A 16,773-nucleotide genomic window follows, 5' to 3' on the forward strand; every position below is an offset into this window, starting at 1 on the left:
CGAAGGCTGCGTCGGATGAGTGTCACTGAATCTTTGGTTCCTGCGTCCCTCTTCTTTCGAAGTGGGTAAGTTCCATTGTTGTCCCCCGGTTGGGCATGCACAAGAGCCCCGGTAGAACTACATCGGAGTAGTTCTACCAGGGCTCTTGGCAGTACGGGCAGCGTGCCCGACGCGGTGTCTTCAGGCCTAGTTGAAGACCGGGCTTTCGGTACGGCTGCGCTTGATTTCGAAGAAGTAGGGGAAGGATGCCAGGGTCACCGTGGCGTCCCAGATCCGGCCGGCTTCCTCGCCACGCGGGATGCGGGTCAGGACCGGGCCGAAGAAGGCCGTGCCGTTGAAGGCGACGACGGGTGTGCCCACGTCCTGTCCGACCAGGGAAATGCCTGCCTCGTGGCTGGTGCGGAGCTGCGCATCGAATTCGTCGCTCTGGCCAGCAGCCGCAAGCTCGGCCGGCAGTCCCGCCTCGGCCAGCGACTTCGCGATGACCTCGTCGATGTCCTTGTTGCCTTCGTTGTGGATCTTGGTGCCCATGGCGTCATAGAGCGGCTTGATGTACTGCGCACCATGCTGTTCAGCGGCGGCAATGATGACGCGGACAGGAGCCCACGCCTTTTTCATGAACTCCCGGTACTGCTCGGGCAGCTCCTCGCGGCCCTCATTGAGCACGGCGAGGCTCATCACATGCCACTCGGTCTTGATGTCGCGGACTTCTTCCACTTCGCCGATCCAGCGTGAGGTGACCCAGGCGAAGGGGCACATCGGGTCGAACCAGAAATCGGCTTTGTTGGTCATGGTTTCAGACACAGGTGTTCTCCTTTAGGAAGTCTGCTTAGGACAGCGCGCTGCTATGGATCACATACACGGCGCGCCAAAGAGGACAGCGACCGGTACGGCTGATTTATTCCGAGTGGCTTATTCCGGGTCAGGCGGACTTGCGGCGCTTGACGTCGTGGGGGATCATCGTGGGCGCTGCCTTCTTGGCCACGACCTCTTCCGTGATCACGACGCTCGCGACGTCGTCGCGGCTGGGGAGGTCGAACATGACCGGGAGCAGGACTTCCTCCATGATGGCGCGCAGCCCTCGGGCGCCGGTGCCGCGCTCCAGTGCCTGGTCGGCAATGGTGTTCAGGGCCTCGTCCTCGAAGATGAGCTCGACGCCGTCGAGCTGGAACATCTTCTGGTACTGCTTGACGAGGGCATTCTTCGGCGTCGACAGGATCTGGATGAGCGCGGCACGGTCCAGGTTCGAGACCGTCGTGATAACGGGCAGCCGGCCGATGAATTCCGGGATCAGGCCGAACTTGAGGAGGTCTTCCGGCATGACCTCGCCGTAGGAGTCCGTCGTGTTCTTGACCTCGTTGAGCGGGGCGCCGAAGCCGATGCCCTTGCGTCCGGAACGCGAACCGATGATGTCCTCGAGCCCCGCGAAAGCGCCGGCCACGATGAACAGCACGTTGGTGGTGTCGATCTGGATGAATTCCTGGTGCGGGTGTTTGCGACCGCCCTGCGGCGGGACCGAGGCCACAGTGCCTTCGAGGATTTTCAGGAGCGCCTGCTGCACGCCTTCGCCCGAGACGTCTCGGGTGATGGACGGGTTTTCGCTCTTGCGTGAGATCTTGTCGATCTCATCGATGTAGATGATGCCCTGCTCGGCCTTCTTGACGTCATAGTCGGCGGCCTGGATGAGCTTGAGGAGGATGTTCTCAACGTCCTCACCGACGTAACCGGCCTCCGTCAGGGCCGTAGCGTCGGCCACGGCGAACGGGACGTTGAGGCGGCGGGCCAGGGTTTGGGCCAGATAGGTCTTGCCGCAGCCGGTGGGGCCGATCAGCAGGATGTTGGACTTGGCGATCTCGACGTCGTCGTGGTGCACGCCGTCGGCGAGGTTGCCGCTCTTCGGCGCGTGGCCGGCCTGGATCCGCTTGTAGTGGTTGTACACCGCAACGGCGAGCGACCGCTTGGCGGGTTCCTGGCCAATCACATATTCCTGCAGGAAGTCGAAGATTTCGCGGGGCTTGGGCAGCTCGAAACTGCCCAGGTCAGCTACTTCCGCGAGTTCCTCTTCGATGATCTCGTTGCAGAGTTCGATGCACTCGTCGCAGATGTAGACGCCGGGCCCGGCAATGAGCTTGCGAACCTGCTTCTGGCTCTTTCCGCAGAAAGAACACTTCAGCAGATCAGTGCTCTCGCCAATCCGAGCCATGTGTGAACCCCTTTAGTAGCTTGCTGCTGCCTGTGACATGTTCCACTCTAGGTCACTTTGGGCCCGTTGGGTGGAATGCTGACGCCGGTGCGGCCAAGTCAAAGGGCCGCACCGGCGTCGCGAATTGCTGATTAGCGCGCGATTGCCTGGGGCTTGATCTTGCGGGAATCGAGGACCTGGTCAATGAGGCCGTACTGCATGGCTTCGGCGGCCGTGAGGATCTTGTCCCGCTCGATGTCGTTGTTGACCTGCTCCGGCGTTCGGCCGGAGTGCTTGGCCAACGTGTCCTCGAGCCAGGACCGCATGCGCATGACCTCTGCAGCCTGGATCTCCAGGTCCGAGGCCTGCCCGCCCTGTCCACCGGACAGTGAGGGCTGGTGGATCAGTACACGGGCGTTCGGCAGCGCGAGGCGCTTGCCCGGCGTGCCGGCCGCGAGCAGCACGGCGGCGGCGCTGGCCGCCTGGCCGAGGCAGACGGTCTGGATCTCCGGCCGGATGTACGTCATGGTGTCGTAGATCGCGGTCATGGCGGTGAAGGAGCCGCCCGGGGAGTTGATGTAGAGCGTGATGTCGCGGTCCGGGTCGGTGGACTCGAGCACCAGCAGCTGGGCCATCACGTCGTCCGCCGAGGCGTCGTCGACCTGGACGCCCAGGAAGATGATGCGGTCCTCGAACAGCTTGGTGTACGGGTCCTGGCGCTTGAAGCCGTAAGGAGTGCGCTCTTCGAACTGGGGCAGCACGTAGCGGCTGCTCGGCAGGTTACCGGCAGTCGAACCGAAGTTGTAGTTCATGTTCATTGCTCCTGAATTCATTGCTTTCTACCTGCCGGTCAGTTCTCGGTGGCTGTCGCAGCGCCGCCGCTGTTGCCGGAGCCGTTGGCGTTGGTTCCGCCGCCGCCGGCCACGGATCCGGCGTGCGCCGCGATCTTGTCGAAGAAGCCGTATTCGAGGGCTTCCGGGGCCGTGAACCACTTGTCGCGGTCGTTGTCCTTGAGGATGGTGTCCACGCTCTGGCCGGTCTGGTCGGCGGTCAGCTCGGCCATGACCTTCTTCATGTGAAGGATCAGCTCGGCCTGGATCTTGATGTCCGACGCCGTGCCGCCGATGCCGCCGGAGGGCTGGTGCATGAGGATGCGGGCGTTGGGGGTGGCGTAGCGCTTGCCCTTGGTGCCGGAGGAGAGCAGGAACTGGCCCATGGACGCGGCGAGGCCGGTGGCAACCGTGACAACATCGTTCGGGATGAACTGCATGGTGTCATAGATGGCCATGCCGGCGGTGACGGAGCCGCCGGGTGAGTTGATGTAAAGGTAGATGTCCCTTTCAGGATTCTCCGCCGAGAGCAGCAGCAGCTGGGAGCAGATCGCGTTGGCGTTATCGTCGCGGACCTCGGAGCCGAGCCAGATGATGCGCTCTTTCAGCAGGCGGTTGTAAATGTAGTTATCCTGGGCTGCCGGATCGACCGTGGCCATCCGGGGTGCCCCTGCTTGCTGTGACATATGTACTTACCTCTCGCTGGCGACGGTGACGCCACTGGACGACATCACTGAACTTTCCTACAGCGACACTAACCGTTTTCACGCCCGCTTTGTTCGCTGGCGCCGGGCTGTTCGCTGACGGCGCACGATTGCCGGGACCCCGCAAGCCGGGTCCCGGATGCGCGGCCTTCGCGGCTCTTAACAGACCGCGCAACAGGGCATGGCCGGCAGGCGCGGGCTTAAAACGAACGGCCCCCGGATCGGTGATCCGGGGGCCGACTGTTCTAAGTCTCAGGGACTGCTAGAACTTCACTGCTGCGGGGTCATCGCTCGACGCAGCCTCGGTGGCTGCGTCTTCGGAGGCGGCTTCTTCCTCAACGGACTCGGCGGCCGGGGCAGCCTCGTCGCCGGGGCGGACGAAATCGCTCAGGTCAACCTTGTTGCCCTCGGAGTCGGTAACCTCGGCCTGGCCCAAAACGACGGCCAGTGCCTTGCGGCGGCGGACCTCGGAAACCATCATGGGAACCTGGCCGCTCTGATCGATGATCTGGGCGAACTGGTTCGGGTCCATGCCGTACTGGCTGGCGGTGGTGACGATGTAGTCGATCAGCTCGTTCTGGCTGACGTTGACTTCTTCCTTCTCGGCAATTGCGTCGAGGATGATCTCGTTCTGGAAGGCGCGCTCGGTGTTGGCCTTGACCTCGGCGCGGTGCTCCTCGGTGTCGTGCTCGCCTTCACCGTGGGCGTTTTCGGCGTTGAAGTGCTGCTCAAGCTGCTCTTCGACGATCGATGCCGGGACGGGAACCTCAACGAGCTCAACGAGCTTGTCCAGGACCTTGTCGCGGGCCTCGACGCCCTGCTCAACAACCTTGGACTCGGCGGCCTGCTTGGCGAGGTCCTCACGGAGTTCGGCCAGGGTGTCGAATTCGCTGGCGAGCTGGGCGAAGTCGTCGTCGGCGACGGGGAGCTCGCGCTCCTTGACGGCCTTGACAGTGACCTTCACCTGGGCGGACTCGCCTGCGTGCTCGCCGCCGACCAGCGTGGTGTCGAAGATGGCGTCCTCGTCGGCGCTGAGGCCGGTGACGGCCTCGTCGAGGCCTTCGAGCATGGTGCCGGCGCCAACCTGGTAGGACAGGCCGGAGGCGGAGTCAACATCGGCGCCGTCGATCGAGGCTGCGATGTCGATCGTCAGGAAGTCGCCATCGGCGGCCGGACGGTCTACGGACTTCAGCGTGCCGAAGCGGCCGCGGAGCTCGTCCAGGGCCTTGTCGACGTCGGAGTCCGAAGACTCGGCGGCGGCGACCTCAACCTTGATGCCGGCGTACTCGGGCAGTTCGATCTCGGGGCGGATGTCAACCTCGGCGTGGAACTTGAGTTCGCCGTCGGTGGCGGACGGGTCCGGCACCTCGGTGATCTCGACCTCGGGACGGCTCAGGGGACGGATGCCGGTTTCCTGCACGGCGGCCTGGTACCAGCCGTTGAGGCCTTCGTTGATGGCAGTCTCCAGGACGTAGCCGCGGCCAACGCGCTGGTCAATGAGCTTGGAGGGGACCTTGCCCTTGCGGAAACCCGGGACCTGGATCTGCGAAGCAACAGTCTTGTATGCCTCTGCGATGCTGGGCTTCAATTCCTCAAAGGGGACCTCAACATTGAGCTTGACCCGCGTGGGGGTGAGGTTCTCGACAGCGCTCTTCACAGTCTAAGTACTCCTGGTGTGGGGGGTATGGGGTTCTGCATTGCCACGTGCTGGCAGTGCTTGCAGAGTCGGGGTGACAGGATTTGAACCTGCGACTTCCTGCTCCCAAAGCAGGCGCTCTAGCCAAGCTGAGCTACACCCCGTAAGTGCACAGAACAGTCTACGGTCATACTGTGCCGATTTGCACATTTGACACCGGGGCCCTGAATTGGGTTTAGTTGTATCCGGCTTGAACAGCCGACCGGAAGTATGCTGGAATTCCAGCAAGATCCCGGGGACGTAGCTTAATGGTAAAGCCTCAGTCTTCCAAACTGATTACGCGGGTTCGATTCCCGTCGTCCCCTCCGAAATATGACGAAAAAGCCCCTCTGCGGAGGGGCTTTTTTGTGCCTGCTTCATGCCTTGTTCCTGCCTTGCGGCGAGTCTGGCGGATCAGGCCTGCTGGCACTGCGGGCACCAGTACAGTTTCCGCGCACCCAACTCCGTGAGCGCCACGGGCGTGCCGCAGTCACGGCAGTCCAGCCCGTGCCGCCGGTAGACGAAATGTGACTCCTCCGGGGCGGGCAGAACGAGACGGGACGCGCCAGCCCCGGTCCCGTTCCAGTAGCGCGGCGGCGTCGTGATGATCCGGCCGTCCCGGACGCCGTCGGACATCATTGCCGCGGTGTCATCCCAGAGCCGGCGGGCCGCGGCCGATGACAGTTCGACCCCCGGCAGCCAGGGGTTGAGGCGCTGCCGGAACAGCAGTTCGGCACGGTAGACGTTCCCGACGCCGGCAATCACCTTTTGGTCCATGAGCAGGCCCGCGAGCGGTGTGCGTTTGGCCGCCACCGCGGCGGTGAATGCGTCCCGGTCGCCCGGCCGGTTGCGCAGCGGGTCCGGGCCAAGCCGCGCCAGCACGGACGCCGCCTCCGCTTCCGTGATCGCCTCGCACGTCGTCGCGCCGCGCAGATCCGCCCAGCCGTGCCGGCCCACCAGCCGGACGCGGACGGCGCCCACCGGTTCCGGCGGCCCTGCGTATGCAGACGACGCTGCGGCCACGACGTCGGCCGGCTCAGCCGCGCCGCCGTCGTCGTCGTAGAGCTCCCGCTCCCCCACCTTCCGGGGCGCACCGATGCTGGACGCACCGCGGAAGCTGGCGTCGCCGCCGAAATTCCAGGCGCCATAGAGGCCCAGGTGGACATGCAGCAGCAGCCCGTGCTCGAACTCGAGGAAGAGGTGCTTCCCGTGCGCGGTCGCGGATGTCATGACGTGGCCGTCCAGCAGGGCGGCCCCGGGCGCGAACCGGCCCTGCGGGCTCGCGACTGTCAGCTTCTCGCCCGCGAAAACGTCACCGAACTGGCGCGCCAGCCGGTGGACCGAATGCCCTTCCGGCACTAGTCGATGACCTCGCCGGTGCGCTCGTACGTGGCGATCTTGCCGATCCGGCGGACATGGCGTTCGTCGTTGCTGAAGGGCTCCGCCAGGAAGGCCTCGATGATTTCAGTGGCCTCTTCGACGCTGTGCTGGCGGCCGCCGACGGCGACGACGTTGGCGTCGTTGTGTTCGCGGGCGAGCTGCGCCGTGGAGAGGTTCCACGCCAGCGCGGCGCGCACGCCCTTGACCTTGTTGGCGGCGATCTGTTCGCCGTTGCCGGAGCCGCCGAGGACGATGCCCAGGGCGTGGGTTCCGGCCTCCTGGTCCGCGACGACCGCGAGGGCGGCGTTGATGCAGAACGACGGGTAGTCATCCAGGGCGTCGTAGGCCTTCGGTCCGTGGTCCACCACCTCGTAGCCCTTGGCGCTGAGGTGGCTGACCAGGTGGGCGCTGAGCTCCATTCCGGCGTGGTCGGTGGCAATGTGCACGCGGGGGAAGTCAGAAATGGTCACGGCTGTTCCGTTCAGTTGCGGCGCCACGCGGCGGCCGGGGGCGGTTGGGGTCTGGTCCAAGCGTACTAGGCCGAGTCTTCCGGGACGGTGCTCTAGCTGGCCGGATCGAATCTATAACTGCATTCCTGGTACCTCGTATCTGCCGCGGTTTCGTCCTGCGGCCCGCTGCTAATCGCTGGCAGTACGCTCGGGGCCGAGGTCGCGGAGCATGACTAGCTCGCGCCGGCCACCCGGTAGCAGATCGCCGGGTTCATGGGACACGATAAAGCCGTTCCTTTCGTAGGTGCGTCGGGCTGCGCCGTTGTCCGGCATCACGGACAGGGTGAGCGTCGCCGCACCAGTGCTCACCGCCCAACGCGCGATCGCCGTGATGAGCACAGTGGCGACACCGCGACCGCGAACGGCAAGGTCGACCCACATCGAGATGAGCTCGGCGCGGCTGTCGTTGTCCCCATCCGGGGTGCCAGTGGCGATGCCGACCGGAACGTTCCCGTCGTCATCGAAGGCCAGCAGATCGATCGCTCCCGGGATAGAAAGGCGCTCACGCCAGCGGTCCTCCGGCGCGTCTGCCCACTCTTGCAGGCGTGAGCCGAAAGCACCCGGCGCGTCGGTCAACGCCGCGAGCCGCACCGACCGCCAGGCTCGCCAGTCGTCGGCAGACATGGTTCGCAGCTCGATGGTCATGCCGATACCATACCGACTTGCGCGCCGGCGTGAGTCGCGAGGGTCACTGATGAGGAGGGCTTCGCGAGCGGGTCTGTTGCTCCTATTGAGTGTCAAGCGGCTTTTTCGAGGGTTTCCGCGGGCTGCAGGGCCGTCAAGAGCAGGCTTAGGCGTTAGGTGTTGAGACCTCGCGATCGGCGGTCGAAGGCCGCGCGAGACAAACTCCACAGCCGTCGTATGACGCCGTCGAGTTACACGGCGGGGGTCCCGCCGTTCCGCCGTGCCCTGTCCGCCACCCGGGAAAGCGTTTGGGCAATGTTGTCCGCCGCGGTGGCGCTTCCGCCGCTCACCGCCAGCCGGCGCCCGTCCGAGCGGTCGATGACCACCGCGGGGCCGCTGCCGACCAGCATCGCCGTGGTGTTGCCGTGGATCCGGTATCCCCAGCCGCCATAGTCCGCCGCAGTGACGTCCCTGGGCGTGGCGGCGTCGATGGCCGCGGCCGGTACATCCATGACCCGGACGAAGCCTGCCGCGTAGACGTGCAGGCCGCTGCGATCCACCCGGATCCGGGCCACCAGGCACGCGGCGGCCACCAGGGCCGCGGCCACCAGGAGGGCAGAGAGCCAGGGCACGGCAATGGTGAGAAGGGCTGCGGGCAGAAGCGTCGCGATGCCGAGCATGACGAAGATGGAGCTGCGGGCGTGGACCCAGAGGCTGACCCGGTCCCTGGCCAATTCCGGATCCTGTTCGCGCTCGAGGGCCTGGCGGACGGCGAGGTCGTCATCGACAGACCAGCGTTCGTCCGCCTTGAACACGCAACTCATGACGACGCCCAGGCCGAGGGCCGCCCCGCTGCCGAGGGCCAGGACCGAGGCGTCCACATGGGATTGCCGCGCATCGGGCAATCCCAACTGTCCCACGAGCACGGCGGCGAGGACGGTGGTGACGAAGAGGCTCATGGCCAGGCCGGCGCCCATCATGATGCGGCGCATCATCGCTGGGCGGGACAGGGGCACGGCCTGCAGCAACACGGCCCAGCCGATCACCACGATCAGCGAGGCACCTGCTCCCGTGACTGCGGTGAACGGCGCGAAGTCGGCGGCACCGGCGCCGGTCCAGCGGATGGCCAGCGGCTCGGGCAGCTCCGAGCGCACCAGAAGCGCACACACCACGAATCCGGCCGCCAGCATCAGGGGGAAACCGATGGCAAAGCGCAGAGCCCTGGCATCGACTGAGTCACGGAACTTTCCCATACCCCAACGCTACCGCGGCCGCACCTTGAGGGATCTGGGGAAGTGCGCGCAGGTCAGGAGGCCGAACGGGACGTCAACGTGCGAGCCCCACCGAGCACTCACTTGACACGAATGGCCGCTAAGCACGGTGGCATAGCGGCCATCTGCGGCGAACCGGTGGAGAGTGTGCCGGCGCAGTTCCGGGAAGCACCCGGATCGAAGTTCAAGCGCACTCGGGCGAACCACACGCCCGGGTTCCGAACGTCCGTGCCCGAGATCCGCGGCTGAAGCCGACGCAACGCAGTGCCCGCCACGCCATGCCGCGCCGCCCCAACCTCACTCATCTGACACGAATGGCCGCTAAGGGCATCGGCTTAGCGGCCATCCGTGGCAAATCGTGGGACTGGGTGCGGAGGCTTTGGCGCCGGACATTGTGATCGAGATATCTTGCCATTGGCCGCTGACGTGAAAGAATAATTTCACAGTATCGCCGGCGGCTGCGGCCGGCCGGCAGTATCCATCTTCTTCTGGAGGCCCCTTTGCCCGGTATGAACCTGACCCGCGCCGAAGCCCGCGAGCGCGCCACCCTGATCGACGTCGAATCCTACGAGGTCAGCCTGGACCTGACGCGCGGCGAGAAAGTCTTCGGGTCCACCACGGCCGTGAAGTTCAGGGCCAAGCCCGGGTCCTCGACCTTTATCGACGCCGTAACCCACGCCGTGCACAGCGTGAGCCTGAACGGCCGCGAACTGGACCCGGCCGAGGTCTCCGACGGCGTCCGGATCCAGCTCCCGGACCTGAAGGCCGAGAACCACCTGCTAGTGGTCGCCGACGCGCCCTACATGAACACCGGCGAAGGCCTGCACCGCTTTGTCGATCCGGTAGACAACGAGGTCTACCTGTACACCCAGTTCGAGGTCCCGGACTCGCGGCGCATGTTCGCCGTCTTCGAACAGCCCGACCTCAAGGCCAGCTTCACCTTCACCGTCACCGCCCCCTCGCACTGGGACCTCGTGTCCAACTCCCCCACCCCGGTGCCCGTGGAGACCAGCCCCGGCGCTGACGGCGGCGCCCGCTCCGTCTGGGAGTTCACGCCCACTCCGCGGCTCTCCTCCTACGTCACCGCACTGATCGCCGGGCCGTACCAGTCGGTGCGCAGCGAGGTCACCTCGGCGGAAGGCCGGGTCACTCCGCTGGGCATCTTCGCCCGCAAGTCGCTCATGCAGTACCTCGATGCCGAAAACATCTTCGAGCTCACCCGGCAGGGTTTCGAATTCTTCGAGGCCCAGTTTGGCTGCCCCTACCCGTTCGAGAAGTACGACCAGCTCTTCGTGCCGGAGTTCAACGCCGGCGCCATGGAAAACGCCGGGGCCGTCACCATCCTGGAAGGCTACGTCTTCCGCGGCAAGGTCACGGACGCCCAGGTGGAACGCCGCGCCATCACCGTGCTGCACGAGCTCGCGCACATGTGGTTCGGTGACCTCGTGACGATGCGCTGGTGGAACGACCTCTGGCTCAACGAGTCCTTCGCCGAATACATGTCCCACCTGGCCGCCGTGGAGAACACCGAGTTCGACCACGCCTGGACCACGTTCGCCTCCGTGGAGAAGTCCTGGGCGTACCGGCAGGACCAGCTGCCCACCACGCACCCGATCTTTGCCGAAATCAACGACCTCCAGGACGTCGAGGTCAACTTCGACGGCATCACCTACGCCAAGGGCGCCTCGGTGCTGCGCCAGCTCGTCGCCTGGGTGGGCCCGGAGGAGTTCATGTCCGGGGTGCGTGAGTACTTCAGCAAGCACGCCTGGCAGAACACCGAGCTCAGCGACCTCATGGCCGAACTCGAGAAGGCCAGCGGCCGCGACCTCGAAAAGTGGGGCCAGCTCTGGCTGGAGACGGCCGGCGTCAACACCCTGACGCCGGAGATCTCGGCGGACGCGGACGGCACCATCGGCTCCTTCGCCATCGTGCAGTCGGCGATCGAGAGCGAGCCGACGCTGCGGCCGCACCGCCTCGCCGTCGGCTTCTACAACCTCAACGGCGCCGGCAAGCTGGAGCGCGTGCACCGGGAGGAGCTCGACGTCGACGGCGAGCGCACCGAGGTTCCGGCCCTGGCCGGCCTGGCCCAGCCTGACCTGATCCTGCTCAACGACGACGACCTCGCCTATGCCAAGGTCCGCCTGGATCCGAAGTCCCTCGCCACCGCAACGGCCCACCTGAAGGACTTCAGCCAGAGCCTCCCGCGCACCCTCGTGTGGGGCTCGGCCTGGGACGCGGCGCGCGACGGCGAATCCCCGGCCCGCGGGTACGTGGACCTGATCCTGGCCAACATTGCCGAGGAATCCGATTCCTCCGTCATCCTGGTCCAGCTCCGGCAGCTCGCCACCACGCTTACCTTCTACGTGGCCGAAGAGCACAAGGAGGCCACCGCCGTGGCCGCGACCGACACGCTCTGGGACCTCGCCTCGGCCGTGCCGGGCGGCTCGGACGCCCAGCTGCAGTTCGTGAAGTCCTACGCCCTGCTGGCCCGCAGCGCCGGGCAGCTGGACACGGTGTCCGGGCTGCTGGACGGCTCACTCACCCTCGACGGGCTGAGCGTGGACCAGGACCTGCGCTGGGAGCTACTGACGGCCCTCGTGGCAGGCGGCCGCGCCGGACAGGAGCGGATCGACGAGGAACTGGCGCACGACAACACCTCCAACGGCCAGAACGCGGCGGCCCTGGCCAAGGCCGCCATCCCCACTCCGGAGGCCAAGGCCGAAGCCTGGGAATCGATTGTGGTCAAGGGCGATCTGTCCAACGCCCTGCAGGGCTCCGCGGTGGCCGGTTTTACCCGGGTCCTGGACACGTCCCTGCTGGAACCGTACGCCGAGAAGTACTTCGAGGCGGTCCCGGGCATCGTGGCCAACCGCACCCACGCGCTGGCCTCGCAGATCGTTGTCGGGCTCTACCCGGCCCAGCTGACCACGCAGGCCACGGTGGACCGCACGGATGAGTTCCTGGCCGCGCTGCCGGAGGACAGCTCGGCACTGCGCCGGATGATGCTGGAGAACCGCGACGGCGTGGCCCGCTCCCTGCGGGCCCGCCAGGCCGACGTCGGCTAGGAGCCCCGCTCCCTCGGCAATCCTGGAACCCCGGCGCCGCCCCCGTGCGGCGCCGGGGTTCCGTCGTTCTAGACTGGCCGCATGAGCCTTGACGAACACCGCTATGCGCTGACTGTCCGCTGGACCGGGAACCTCGGGGCCGGGACGTCCACGTACCGCGGGTATTCACGGGACCACGACGTCGAGATCCCCGGGCTGCCGGTGTTGCGCGGCTCGGCCGATCCGACCTTTCACGGGGACCGGCAGCGCTACAATCCCGAACAGCTGCTTTTGGCCGCGCTCTCGCAGTGCCACATGCTCTCCTTCCTGCATGTGGCCGTGAAGCACGGCGTGCTGGTGACGGCCTATGAGGACCGGGCAGAGGGCCTGATGCGGACAAACCGGGACGGCAGCGGGCAGTTCGAATCCGTCACGCTTAAGCCCAGGGTGACCGTGGCGGAACCGGCGGCCCCGGAGCTGCTGGAGGAGCTCCACGTCGAGGCCAACAAAGTCTGCTTCATCGCCCGCAGCGTCAATTTCCCGGTGCTGCACGAGCCCACGGCTGTGGTCGAGGGCCAGGCGGACTGAACAGGTCAGCGGGCCCGGTCAGCCAAGCCCGGCTGAGGACTCTGCCCTGTAAGCGGACACGAGCCGGTGTTCCGTCTCCGGGCTCATCCCGGCCTTGCGTTCGCGGCCGAGTCCGCGGCGGCGTTCATCCGCCAGGGTGTCCCGCAGCGTGTCCATCCAGGGCCGAATGGACAGCCCGGCCGCCCGGGCAGCGTCATTGCTGCGGGTCGCGAACCCCTCGTGGCCGGACGGCAGCCACAACGGCAGCGAGTCCGGACCGGCCCAGTAGTTCGCGCCATGGGACGCCAGCCAGTCCTCGGGGGCGACAACGGCCTCGGAGTCGGCGTCGGCGAGCTGACGCGATTCCTCCAGATAGGCGGCAAACGGGACCGGTTCACCGACGGCGTTCAGCGCCCCGGTGGTTCCGTTTTCGGCGGCGGTGAGGACCCAAGCCGCGAGGTCGCGTACGTCGATGATCTGGGTGGCGTCGGCGGGGATGTCCGGGACCAGGACGGGATTGTTGTCCCGGGCAAAACGGGCCGGCCAGTACCCGTAACGGTCGGAGCCGTCTCCGGGTCCGCCGATCAGGCCGGCGCGGCAGAGGTGCGCCTTGTCCCCTGCCAGTTCCCGTGTCAGGTGCTCGATCGCGGACTTGGCTTCGCCGTAGTTGTCCATGCTCAGTTCCGTGCCCGGAGCCAGCGCCGGGAGCACCTGAGCGTCTTCGGCGGCGCCGGCCACGGAATGGTCCGCGTAGACCGAGCAGCTGGAGATGAAGGTCCAGTGCCGGGCCGCTCCGGCCAGCGCCTCAAGCGCCTCCCGCGCCTGGCCAGGGTCCCGCGAAACGTCGACGACGGCGTCCCACCCGCCGCTGCCGGCGGCCCCCTCGTAGGCGGCCTTGCCCTGCGAGCGGTCCGCGCGCAGCCAGGTGGCGCCGTCCGGCGGTGCCGAGGCCGTGCCACGGGCCAGGCAGGTGACGTCGTGGCCGGCGGCCAAGGCCCGCCGGGCTATTTCTGCTGACAGGAAGACGGTGCCGCCAAGGACCAGGATGCGCATGGGGCTACGCTACGGCGCTAATGTTGAAGTAGACCAGAGTGTTATGCGCCCGGCGAACGCCGGCCGCATATCCGGATGCCCAGCCCCGCTGCCGGCAGCCGGGGACGAAGCAACAAGGAGTTTTCCCCCACCGATGATCAGCCTGACCACCATCGAACCAATCACCGCCCAAGAAATCGCCGCCGTCAATCTGCCGGGCGCCCTGATAGCCCTGGGGATCGGCGTCGCCGTGTGGCTGCTGGCGTCCTTCGTGATCGCCGGAATTACCAAGCGTGTCGCCGAGGGCAGCACATTCTTCAAGAAGCGGCATTTCCGCTGGGTGTCTCCCGCTCTGCGGGCACTGGACCACGAGCGCCGGGTCCAGCGGGCCCACACAATTGGCGCACTGCTCAATAGCGTTGTCGGCGTCCTGGTGGCCGTCCTCACCATCGTGTACGTGCTCAAATACCTGAACGTGGACATTGCACCGCTGCTGACCAGCGTCGGTATCCTCGGTATCGCCATCGGCTTCGGCGCCCAGCAGCTGATCCGCGACTTCCTGGCCGGCATCTTCATCACGCTCGAGGACCAGTACGGGATCGGCGATGTCATCGAGACCTCCGAGGTGGTGGGCACGGTCGAGGCCATGAACCTGCGGATCACCCGCGTCCGCGCGGACGACGGAACCATCTGGTACCTGCGCAACGGCGAAATCCTGCGTGTGGGCAACCGTTCCCAGGGCAATTACATTGCACCGTCTGCCCTGCCGGCCGACGAGGCCGATTCCACGCCGCAGCAGCAGGCCGGAGAATAGAGAAATGACGATTCCCAGCACCGGCGAACCCCGGCAGCCCAAGCAACTGCTGCAGAACGATCCGTTCAGCCAGCCCGGCTACACGGACAACTTCTACGACGCCGTCGGCGGCCACGAGACCTTTGTGAAGCTCATCGACATTTTCTACGACGGCGTCGCGACCGATCCGCTGCTGCGCGCCATGTACCCGGAAGAGGACCTGGGCCCGGCCAAGCGGCGCTTCCTGATGTTCCTGGAACAGTACTGGGGCGGTCCCACCACGTACGGCGAGGAACGCGGGCACCCGCGGCTGCGGATGCGCCACATGCCGTTCCGGGTGACGCCCGAGGCGAAGGAACGCTGGCTCCTCCACATGCGCACCGCGGTGGATGCCCTGGAGCTCCCGCCGTTGTACGAGGGAACGCTCTGGGACTACATGGAGCGGGCAGCCCTTTCCATGGTGAACAGCCCGTCGGAGTCGTGAGCACGGAGCTGTCCGGGAAGCTTCCTAGAGCCCGGTGCCCGTCCGCACCAGCACGTGGCCGCGGGTGCCGCTGAGCCGGAACCAGCGCCCGGCCCGGTAGAGCCGTTGTTCGCCGTCGGCCAGGAAGCCCAGGGTGAGCGCGGCGAACGCGGCGCCGGCCGGCAGGCCGCCGGCGTCGGGCAGTTCCCGGCCCCAGACCGTCGCCCGGGCGTTGTTGACGATCAGTGCCCCCGGCTTGTCCGGGATGATCGCGGCGATCTCCCTGATGCCGGCCTCCGCCGCGGCCCGCAGGACAGTGTCCTGGACGGTGCTAAGCAGTTCCCAGCCGGCCCGCGGCGCCCCGATCCCGGCCCACGACTCGCTGACGGTCACCGGCGGCACGGGAAGTTCGACGTCGTGCTCCCCCGCCCGTGCCAAACGGTCCAGCACGGCGGACAGCGGCACTGTGACGTCAGTGTCCGCCGGCTGTGCCAGCGCCATGGTCCGCAGGCCCAGGATGGTGGGGGTGGATTCACCCAGGAGCCGGGGCCGCAGGACGCAGACGTAGGCGGCCAGGACCGGGCCCGCGGCCTGGAGCCGGATGGCGCCGTCCTCAATGGACTTGGCGCGCGTGGCGAAGGTGCGCAGGTCATCGAGGTCGCGGGGATCGGTGAACTGCAGGGGCTGGGTTAGGACATCAGACACACTACCGACTCTACCGGCTGTGCTTCTTTGGAGCGGCGCCGGACCCCGTCTAGAGTCAGAGCATGACTGAAGCCGAAGCCGGACTGCTGGGGCTCCCCACCCAGGACCCCACCTCCTCGCTCATCCAACTCCTCAACCTCGGCGAGCTCGAGGGCGCACGGACGGACGAGGACATTTTCATGGGCCCTTCCCAGCAGCAGCCACTGCACCGCGTCTTCGGCGGCCAGGTGCTGGCACAGTCCCTGATAGCCGGCAGCCGCACTGTCGATCCGGACCGCAGTGTGCACTCCATGCACGGCTACTTCCTCCGGCCGGGCGACGCCAACATGCCGATCACCTTCGGCGTGCAGCGCCTGCGCGACGGCCGGTCGTTCTCGGCCCGCCGGGTCCACGCCTATCAGGAGGGCATGCCTATCCTGTCGATGATCGCGTCCTTCCAGGCGGAGGACGAAGGGATTGAGCACCAGTCCGAGATGCCCGCCGGCATTCCGGACCCCGAGTCGCTGCCCAGCACGGCCGAGCTGCTCGGCAAATTCGATCACCCGGTGGCCCGGCACTGGTCCTACGAGCGGCCCTTCGATATCCGCCATGTCGATCCCGCGCTCTACGTCTCGGCCAGTGGACCCGAGGAAGCGCGCAACGCCGTCTGGATGAAAACCTTCGGGCCGATGCCGGACGACGCCGGCCTGCACCGGGCCGCCCTGGCCTACGCGAGCGACTACACCATCCTGGAGTCGGTTCTCCGCAAGCACGGAATGAGCTGGATTACGCCGGGGATGTCCGTGGCGAGCCTGGACCACGCCATGTGGTGGCACCGGCCGGTCAGGGTCGACGAATGGCTCCTGTACGTCCAGGAATCCCCGAGCGCCCAGGGCGCGCGGGGTCTCGCCACCGGCAGGATCTTCAGCCGGGACGGCCGGCACGTGGCGACGGTGGCGCAGGAAGGCATGGTCCGCGTCCCGAACGATCAGAAGAACTAGGTCAAGGGCGCCGT

16 protein-coding genes and 2 tRNA genes are annotated in these 16,773 nt (G+C 66.5%); 6 read left to right on the forward strand and 12 right to left on the reverse strand.

What is annotated here, in order from left to right; genetic code table 11:
• Positions 1 to 186 precede the first annotated feature (186 nt).
• From BLS42_RS07010 to BLS42_RS07035, 6 genes are all read right to left on the reverse strand, one after another.
• Positions 187 to 792 (reverse strand): mycothiol-dependent nitroreductase Rv2466c family protein, encoded by a 606-nt coding sequence (locus BLS42_RS07010; protein WP_090578796.1) that lies wholly within the window; start codon positions 790 to 792, stop codon positions 187 to 189.
• Between the two features lie 130 nt (positions 793 to 922).
• On the reverse strand, positions 923 to 2,203 hold the full coding sequence (clpX, locus tag BLS42_RS07015; protein WP_090578523.1) for an ATP-dependent Clp protease ATP-binding subunit ClpX: 1,281 nt from the start codon (positions 2,201 to 2,203) through the stop codon (positions 923 to 925).
• Positions 2,204 to 2,334: 131 nt separating this feature from the next.
• Positions 2,335 to 2,994 (reverse strand): ATP-dependent Clp protease proteolytic subunit, encoded by a 660-nt coding sequence (locus tag BLS42_RS07020; RefSeq protein WP_026266422.1) that lies wholly within the window; start codon positions 2,992 to 2,994, stop codon positions 2,335 to 2,337.
• A gap of 38 nt (positions 2,995 to 3,032) precedes the next feature.
• Positions 3,033 to 3,671: an ATP-dependent Clp protease proteolytic subunit gene (locus BLS42_RS07025; protein WP_028277848.1), complete on the reverse strand. Its 639-nt coding sequence runs from the start codon at positions 3,669 to 3,671 to the stop codon at positions 3,033 to 3,035.
• 307 nt (positions 3,672 to 3,978) lie between these two features.
• Entirely contained in the window at positions 3,979 to 5,373 is a 1,395-nt protein-coding gene (tig, locus tag BLS42_RS07030; protein WP_090578526.1) for a trigger factor, read from the reverse strand.
• 68 nt (positions 5,374 to 5,441) lie between these two features.
• Positions 5,442 to 5,516: transfer RNA gene (locus tag BLS42_RS07035), tRNA-Pro, on the reverse strand.
• 130 nt (positions 5,517 to 5,646) lie between these two features.
• On the opposite strand from BLS42_RS07035, the gene BLS42_RS07040 reads away from it, so the two are divergent.
• Positions 5,647 to 5,717, forward strand: a tRNA-Gly gene (locus BLS42_RS07040).
• Between the two features lie 88 nt (positions 5,718 to 5,805).
• Here BLS42_RS07040 and BLS42_RS07045 read toward each other — a convergent pair.
• From BLS42_RS07045 to BLS42_RS07060, 4 genes are all read right to left on the reverse strand, one after another.
• Positions 5,806 to 6,750, reverse strand: a complete 945-nt coding sequence (locus BLS42_RS07045; RefSeq protein ID WP_090578529.1) for an Fpg/Nei family DNA glycosylase — start codon at positions 6,748 to 6,750, stop codon at positions 5,806 to 5,808.
• The gene (locus tag BLS42_RS07050; protein WP_090578799.1) at positions 6,750 to 7,241 is read right to left on the reverse strand and encodes a ribose-5-phosphate isomerase; all 492 of its coding nucleotides are present in this window, start codon (positions 7,239 to 7,241) and stop codon (positions 6,750 to 6,752) included. Before BLS42_RS07050 ends, BLS42_RS07045 begins: the two co-directional genes overlap by 1 nt.
• A 168-nt stretch (positions 7,242 to 7,409) precedes the next feature.
• Positions 7,410 to 7,925, reverse strand: coding sequence for a GNAT family N-acetyltransferase (locus tag BLS42_RS07055; protein ID WP_090578532.1), 516 nt, complete (start codon positions 7,923 to 7,925; stop codon positions 7,410 to 7,412).
• Between the two features lie 230 nt (positions 7,926 to 8,155).
• A complete protein-coding gene (locus BLS42_RS07060) occupies positions 8,156 to 9,157 on the reverse strand; it encodes a hypothetical protein (protein ID WP_090578535.1) in 1,002 nt (333 codons plus the stop codon).
• A gap of 527 nt (positions 9,158 to 9,684) precedes the next feature.
• On the opposite strand from BLS42_RS07060, the gene pepN reads away from it, so the two are divergent.
• Both pepN and BLS42_RS07070 read left to right on the forward strand, forming a co-directional pair.
• Positions 9,685 to 12,240: an aminopeptidase N gene (gene pepN / locus BLS42_RS07065; RefSeq protein WP_090578538.1), complete on the forward strand. Its 2,556-nt coding sequence runs from the start codon at positions 9,685 to 9,687 to the stop codon at positions 12,238 to 12,240.
• An 81-nt stretch (positions 12,241 to 12,321) separates the two neighbouring features.
• A complete protein-coding gene (locus BLS42_RS07070) occupies positions 12,322 to 12,807 on the forward strand; it encodes an OsmC family protein (protein WP_090578541.1) in 486 nt (161 codons plus the stop codon).
• Between the two features lie 18 nt (positions 12,808 to 12,825).
• Here the strand turns inward: BLS42_RS07070 and BLS42_RS07075 are convergent, their stop codons facing one another.
• Positions 12,826 to 13,839 carry an NAD-dependent epimerase/dehydratase family protein gene (locus BLS42_RS07075; protein ID WP_090578544.1) on the reverse strand — a complete coding sequence of 338 codons (1,014 nt, stop codon included), beginning with the start codon at positions 13,837 to 13,839 and terminating at the stop codon, positions 12,826 to 12,828.
• A 133-nt stretch (positions 13,840 to 13,972) separates the two neighbouring features.
• Between BLS42_RS07075 and BLS42_RS07080 the strand changes: the two genes are divergently transcribed.
• Both BLS42_RS07080 and BLS42_RS07085 read left to right on the forward strand, forming a co-directional pair.
• Positions 13,973 to 14,632 carry a mechanosensitive ion channel family protein gene (locus BLS42_RS07080; protein WP_090578547.1) on the forward strand — a complete coding sequence of 220 codons (660 nt, stop codon included), beginning with the start codon at positions 13,973 to 13,975 and terminating at the stop codon, positions 14,630 to 14,632.
• Between the two features lie 4 nt (positions 14,633 to 14,636).
• On the forward strand, positions 14,637 to 15,095 hold the full coding sequence (locus BLS42_RS07085) for a globin (protein WP_090578550.1): 459 nt from the start codon (positions 14,637 to 14,639) through the stop codon (positions 15,093 to 15,095).
• Positions 15,096 to 15,119: 24 nt separating this feature from the next.
• On the opposite strand, the gene BLS42_RS07090 is transcribed toward BLS42_RS07085, so the two are convergent.
• The gene (locus tag BLS42_RS07090) at positions 15,120 to 15,779 is read right to left on the reverse strand and encodes a DUF8185 domain-containing protein (RefSeq protein ID WP_090578554.1); all 660 of its coding nucleotides are present in this window, start codon (positions 15,777 to 15,779) and stop codon (positions 15,120 to 15,122) included.
• 62 nt (positions 15,780 to 15,841) lie between these two features.
• On the opposite strand from BLS42_RS07090, the gene BLS42_RS07095 reads away from it, so the two are divergent.
• Positions 15,842 to 16,759 (forward strand): acyl-CoA thioesterase, encoded by a 918-nt coding sequence (locus BLS42_RS07095; protein WP_090578557.1) that lies wholly within the window; start codon positions 15,842 to 15,844, stop codon positions 16,757 to 16,759.
• Positions 16,760 to 16,773 lie beyond the last annotated feature (14 nt).

This window comes from Arthrobacter sp. ov407, from assembly GCF_900102895.1.
Lineage (GTDB): Bacteria > Actinomycetota > Actinomycetes > Actinomycetales > Micrococcaceae > Arthrobacter.

Bases quoted from the DNA above. Each gene is read 5' to 3' on its own strand.
- BLS42_RS07010 (WP_090578796.1), bottom strand. From the start codon at position 792: ATGACCAACAAAGCCGATTTCTGGTTCGACCCGATGTGCCCCTTCGCC.
- clpX (WP_090578523.1), bottom strand. From the start codon at position 2,203: ATGGCTCGGATTGGCGAGAGCACTGATCTGCTGAAGTGTTCTTTCTGC.
- BLS42_RS07020 (WP_026266422.1), bottom strand. From the start codon at position 2,994: ATGAACTACAACTTCGGTTCGACTGCCGGTAACCTGCCGAGCAGCCGC.
- BLS42_RS07025 (WP_028277848.1), bottom strand. From the start codon at position 3,671: ATGGCCACGGTCGATCCGGCAGCCCAGGATAACTACATTTACAACCGC.
- BLS42_RS07055 (WP_090578532.1), bottom strand. From the start codon at position 7,925: ATGACCATCGAGCTGCGAACCATGTCTGCCGACGACTGGCGAGCCTGG.
- BLS42_RS07060 (WP_090578535.1), bottom strand. From the start codon at position 9,157: ATGGGAAAGTTCCGTGACTCAGTCGATGCCAGGGCTCTGCGCTTTGCC.
- pepN (WP_090578538.1), top strand. From the start codon at position 9,685: ATGAACCTGACCCGCGCCGAAGCCCGCGAGCGCGCCACCCTGATCGAC.
- BLS42_RS07070 (WP_090578541.1), top strand. From the start codon at position 12,322: ATGAGCCTTGACGAACACCGCTATGCGCTGACTGTCCGCTGGACCGGG.
- BLS42_RS07075 (WP_090578544.1), bottom strand. From the start codon at position 13,839: ATGCGCATCCTGGTCCTTGGCGGCACCGTCTTCCTGTCAGCAGAAATA.
- BLS42_RS07080 (WP_090578547.1), top strand. From the start codon at position 13,973: ATGATCAGCCTGACCACCATCGAACCAATCACCGCCCAAGAAATCGCC.
- BLS42_RS07085 (WP_090578550.1), top strand. From the start codon at position 14,637: ATGACGATTCCCAGCACCGGCGAACCCCGGCAGCCCAAGCAACTGCTG.
- BLS42_RS07095 (WP_090578557.1), top strand. From the start codon at position 15,842: ATGACTGAAGCCGAAGCCGGACTGCTGGGGCTCCCCACCCAGGACCCC.